Annotated in this window: 3 protein-coding genes and 1 pseudogene; all 4 read left to right on the top strand. The window is 69.6% G+C overall.

The features are described 5' to 3' along the window. The coding region (locus tag KS423_RS36625; RefSeq protein WP_224284061.1) for a DUF721 domain-containing protein at nt 1-457 on the top strand (457 nt) is incomplete at its 5' end. Nucleotides 458-725: 268 nt separating this feature from the next. Next, entirely contained in the window at nt 726-2,741 is a 2,016-nt protein-coding gene (gyrB, locus tag KS423_RS36620) for a DNA topoisomerase (ATP-hydrolyzing) subunit B (RefSeq protein ID WP_224284060.1), read from the top strand. Between the two features lie 131 nt (nt 2,742-2,872). Next, on the top strand, nt 2,873-5,410 hold the full coding sequence (gene gyrA, locus KS423_RS36615) for a DNA gyrase subunit A (protein ID WP_263455625.1): 2,538 nt from the start codon (nt 2,873-2,875) through the stop codon (nt 5,408-5,410). Between the two features lie 151 nt (nt 5,411-5,561). Further along, nucleotides 5,562-5,881: pseudogene (locus KS423_RS36610) on the top strand (hypothetical protein); the annotation flags it as partial.

The following is a 5,881-nucleotide window of genomic DNA, read 5'->3' as shown; positions in this document are numbered from 1 at the left end:
GGCCCGCGCCCAGGCCCGCCAGCGCGGCGAGCAGGTCCGGGAGAAGCGCGAGGCGAAGCGGCACGGCCTGCGCAGCGGCGCCCGCTCGGACGGCCGCGACCCGGTCCCGCTGGGTGCGGCGCTCAACCGACTGCTGACCGAACGCGGCTGGGAGTCCTCGGCCGCCGTCGGCGGGGTGATGGGCCGCTGGCCGCAGATCGTCGGCCCGGACATCGCCGCGCACTGCCACCCCTCCTCCTACGACGAGGCCGCCGCGGTGCTCACCGTGCAGTGCGACTCCACCGCCTGGGCCACCCAACTACGTTGGTTGGCAAGGCAGTTGGTGGCCCGCCTGAACCACGAACTGGGGCACCGGACGGTCAGGACCATCAAGGTGCTCGGCCCGGCGGCGCCCGCCCGCGGCTACGGCCGGCTGCGCGCGCCGGGGAGCAAGGGGCCGGGCGACACCTGGGGCTGAGCGGGAAGTCGGACGGCCGTCGGGTGCGCGGATCGGATGGCAATCTTCCGGAACCCCTGACAGCCCTTCCAGGCGCCCTGGGCCCCCCGGGCGAGTATCGGGACATGTGCAGAGGGGATTCAGGGCGGCATATCTGCCCTCAAGGGCTGCCAAACGCCCATCTCTGTCAGTCGTACCGGTAGACTGGAAGCCAAACACTGTTGCTAGTGGCAACCGAGTCGAAACGCTGTGGTCGCACGCCCGCCCGCACGGGGTGGGCATGCGGCCCGTGCTGTGCCAGAGAGGGCGCTTCGTGGCCGATTCCGGCAACCCCAGCCAGACCCCAGACCAGTCCGACCAGGCTTCCTACACCGGTAGCAACATCCAGGTGCTGGAAGGCCTCGACGCCGTCCGCAAGCGCCCCGGCATGTACATCGGCTCCACCGGTGAGCGCGGCCTGCACCACCTGGTGCAGGAGGTCGTGGACAACTCCGTCGACGAGGCGATGGCCGGGTACGCCGACACCATCGACGTCACGATCATGGCCGACGGCGCGATCCGCTGCGTCGACAACGGCCGCGGCATCCCGGTGGACATCGTCCCCGGCCAGGACAAGCCCGCCGTCGAGGTCGTGCTCACCGTCCTGCACGCGGGCGGCAAGTTCGGCGGCGGCGGCTACGCCGTCTCCGGCGGTCTGCACGGCGTGGGTGTCTCCGTGGTGAACGCGCTGTCCACCCGGCTCTCGGTGGAGATCCACAAGGACGGCCACATCTGGACCCAGGACTACAAGATGGGCGCGCCGACCGCCGCCCTGGTCAAGGGCGCGGAGACCGACCGCACCGGCACCACGGTGACCTTCTGGGCCGACGGCGACATCTTCGAGACCACCGTCTACTCCTTCGAGACGCTCTCCCGGCGCTTCCAGGAGATGGCCTTCCTCAACAAGGGCCTGTTGATCTCGCTGACCGACGAGCGCCCCGAGCACGTGGACGAGGAGGGCAAGCCGCTCACCGTCACGTACAAGTACGACGGCGGCATCGCCGACTTCGTCGCCCACCTCAACTCCCGCAAGGGCGAGCCCGTCCACCCCTCGGTGATCGACTTCGAGGCCGAGGACAAGGACAAGGCGATCTCCGTGGAGATCGCGATGCAGTGGAACTCCTCCTACACCGAGGGGGTCTACAGCTTCGCCAACACCATCCACACCCACGGCGGCGGCACCCACGAGGAGGGCTTCCGCGCCGCGCTGACCGGCCTGGTCAACCGCTACGCGCGGGACAAGAAGCTGCTCCGCGAGAAGGACGACAACCTCTCCGGCGAGGACATCCGCGAGGGCCTGACCGCGATCATCTCGGTCAAGCTCGGCGAGCCGCAGTTCGAGGGCCAGACCAAGGACAAGCTCGGCAACACCGAGGCCAAGACCTTCGTCCAGAAGGTGGTCAACGAGCACTTCGCCGACTGGCTGGACCGCAACCCCAACGAGGCCGCGGACATCATCCGCAAGTCCATCCAGGCCGCCACCGCGCGCGTCGCCGCCCGCAAGGCCCGCGACCTGACCCGCCGCAAGGGCCTGCTGGAGTCCGCCTCGCTGCCGGGCAAGCTCTCCGACTGCCAGTCCAAGGACCCGTCCGAGTGCGAGATCTTCATCGTCGAGGGTGACTCCGCCGGCGGCTCGGCCAAGCAGGGCCGGGACCCGCGCACCCAGGCCATCCTGCCGATCCGCGGCAAGATCCTGAACGTCGAGAAGGCCCGGATCGACAAGGTCCTCCAGAACACCGAGGTCCAGGCGCTGATCTCGGCGTTCGGCTGCGGCATCCAGGAGGACTACGACGAGTCCAAGCTGCGGTACCACAAGATCGTCCTGATGGCCGACGCCGACGTCGACGGCCAGCACATCCGCACCCTGCTGCTGACCCTGCTGTTCCGCTTCATGCGGCCGCTGGTCGAGTCCGGGTACGTCTACCTCGCCATGCCGCCGCTGTACAAGATCAAGTGGGGTAAGGACGACTTCGAGTACGCCTACTCCGACCGCGAGCGCGACGCGCTGATCGCCGCCGGGGTGGAGGCCGGGCGCCGACTCCCCAAGGACGACGCGATCCAGCGCTTCAAGGGTCTCGGCGAGATGAACGCCGAGGAGCTCCGGGTCACCACCATGGACGCCGAGCACCGCCTGCTGCTCCAGGTCACCCTGGAGGACGCCGCCCGCGCCGACGAGCTGTTCTCCGTGCTGATGGGCGAGGACGTCGAGGCCCGCCGCTCCTTCATCCAGCGCAACGCCAAGGACGTCCGCTTCCTGGACGTGTGACGCCTGCACCCCAGGCCCCGCACGTACCAGTCCGCGTGAAAGGAAACTGACCACCAGTGGTCGACGACAACCGTCCCGAAGGCGAACAGCCCGAGACCCCCGAGGCCGCCGAGGCCACCGCCCAGGCGACCATGCGGATCGAGCCGGTCGAGCTCGAGACCGAGATGCAGCGCTCGTACCTCGACTACGCGATGAGCGTGATCGTCAGCCGTGCGCTGCCCGAGGTCCGCGACGGCCTCAAGCCGGTGCACCGCCGCGTGCTCTACGCGATGTACGACGGCGGGTACCGCCCCGAGAAGGGCTACTACAAGTGCGCCCGCGTCGTCGGCGACGTCATGGGTAACTACCACCCGCACGGCGACACCTCGATCTACGACACCGTGGTCCGCCTGGCCCAGCCGTGGTCGATGCGGATGCCGCTGGTGGACGGCAACGGCAACTTCGGCTCCCCGGGCAACGACCCGGCCGCGGCCATGCGCTACACCGAGTGCAAGATGATGCCGCTGGCCATGGAGATGATGCGCGACATCGACGAGGAGACCGTCGACTTCGCGCCGAACTACGACGGCCGCTCGCAGGAGCCCACCGTCCTGCCCGCGCGCTTCCCCAACCTGCTGGTCAACGGTGCCACCGGCATCGCGGTCGGCATGGCCACCAACATCCCGCCGCACAACCTCCGCGAGGTCGCCTCCGGCGCGCTCTGGTACCTGGAGAACCCGGAAGCCTCCAACGAGGAGCTGCTGGAGGCCCTGGTCGAGCGGATCAAGGGCCCCGACTTCCCCACCGGCGCGCTGATCGTCGGCCGCCGCGGGATCGACGACTACTACCGCACCGGCCGCGGCTCGGTCACCATGCGCGCCGTGGTCGAGGTCGAGGAGATCCAGGGCCGCCAGTGCCTGGTGATCACCGAGCTGCCGTACCAGGTCAACCCGGACAACCTCGCGCTGAAGATCGCCGACCTGGTGAAGGACGGCAAGATCGCCGGCATCGCCGACGTCCGCGACGAGTCCTCGGCCCGCACCGGCACCCGCCTGGTGGTCGTGCTCAAGCGTGACGCGGTCGCCAAGGTCGTGCTGAACAACCTGTACAAGCACACCGAGCTGCAGACGAACTTCGGCGCCAACATGCTGGCCCTGGTCGACGGCGTGCCGCGCACCCTGTCGCTGGACGCCTTCATCCGGCACTGGGTCAACCACCAGGTCGAGGTCATCGTCCGGCGCACCACCTTCCGCCTGCGCAAGGCCGAGGAGCGCGCCCACATCCTGCGCGCCCTGCTCAAGGCCCTGGACCTGATCGACGAGGTCATCGCGCTGATCCGGGCCTCGGCGAGCGCCGACGCCGCCCGCACCGGCCTGATGGGCCTGCTCGACATCGACGAGCTCCAGGCCAACGCCATCCTGGAGATGCAGCTGCGCCGCCTGGCCGCCCTTGAGCGCCAGCGGATCATGGACGAGCACGACGAGCTCCAGCGCAAGATCGACGAGTACAACGCGATCCTGGCCTCGCCGACCCGCCAGCGGGAGATCATCTCCGAGGAGCTCACCGCGATCGTCGAGAAGTACGGCGACGAGCGGCGCTCCACCCTCATCCCCTCCGACGGCGACCTCTCCATCGAGGACCTCATCGCCGAGGAGGACATCGTCGTCACGATCACCCGTGGCGGCTACGTCAAGCGGACCCGCTCCGACCTCTACCGCTCGCAGAAGCGCGGCGGCAAGGGCGTGCGCGGCGCCCAGCTGAAGCAGGACGACATCGTCGACCACTTCTTCGTGACGACGACCCACAACTGGATCCTGTTCTTCACCAACAAGGGCCGGGTCTACCGGGCCAAGGGCTACGAGCTGCCGGACGCCGGGCGCGACGCCCGCGGCCAGCACGTGGCCAACCTGCTGGCCTTCCAGCCGGAGGAGCACATCACCCAGGTGATGGCCATCCGCACCTACGAGGACAAGCCGTACCTGGTCCTCGCCACCCGGGCCGGCCTGGTGAAGAAGTCCGCGCTCAAGGACTACGACTCGCCGCGCTCCGGCGGCCTGATCGCGATCAACCTGCGCCAGGACGAGGAGGGCCGGGACGACGAGCTGATCGGCGCCGAGCTGGTCTCCGCCGAGGACGACCTGCTGCTGGTCTCCAAGAAGGCCCAGTCGATCCGCTTCACCGCGACCGACGACGCGCTGCGGCCCACCGGCCGCGCCACCTCCGGCGTCAAGGGCATGGCGTTCCGCGAGGACGACGAACTGCTCTCGATGAACGTCGTCCGTCCGGGTACCTACGTCTTCACCGCCACTGACGGCGGGTACGCCAAGCGCACCGGCGTGGACGAGTACCGTGTCCAGGGTCGCGGCGGCTACGGCACCAAGGCGGCGAAGATCGTCGAGGGCCGCGGCTCGCTGGTCGGCGCGCTCGTGGTCGACGAATCCGACGAGATCATGGCGATCACCCTCTCGGGTGGAGTGATCCGTACAAGGGTTTCCGAGGTTCGTGAAACCGGACGTGACACCATGGGCGTCCAACTGATCAACCTCGGAAAGCGTGACGCGGTCGTGGGCATGGCCCGCAACGCGGAGGCCGAGGACGAGGAGACGGCGGAGGACGAGGTCGCGGGTACCGAGTCCACCGAGACGGCCGAGGGTACGGAGACGGTGGTCGACGGAGACGTCGAGGCCTGAACCGAACCGCAGACCGGTGCCGCTGCGTCCTGGTAGAGGGACGCGGCGGCACCGGACGCCGACCAGTTCCGGGCAATCCCGCCGGGCGCTGGATGACGAGTGACGAAGCAGGGCGGCGCCGCCGTCCTGGTGGGAAGTGCGGGAGGACCAGGTGAGTGGAGCCACGGGTGCTGCGGGAGGAACCTCCGGCGGCCGTCCGGGCGCGCAGGGCGGGGGTTCGTACGGCGTGCCGCAGCCGCCGGCCGAGCACCCGGCCGCGTCCACCTCGCTGATGCCACCGGTCGGCGGAGCGGGACAGAGCGGCGCGACCTACGGGGGGCAGCCGCAGAGCAGCCCGGCCTCCGGCTCGGGCGGCTTCTCGCAGCCGACCACGTACGCCAAGGGGCAGCCGACCCCGGCCCGGGGCACCCGGACCTCGGGCAACACCCCGGCCGGCGGAACTCCGGTCGGCGGTACGCCCGCCGCCGGGGC

The sequence above is a fragment of the Streptomyces sp. LS1784 genome, assembly GCF_020103755.1.
In the GTDB taxonomy this organism is placed as follows: domain Bacteria; phylum Actinomycetota; class Actinomycetes; order Streptomycetales; family Streptomycetaceae; genus Kitasatospora.
The sequence above is the reverse complement of the archived record's forward strand: the minus strand, read 5'-3'. Positions and strand labels throughout refer to the sequence as shown.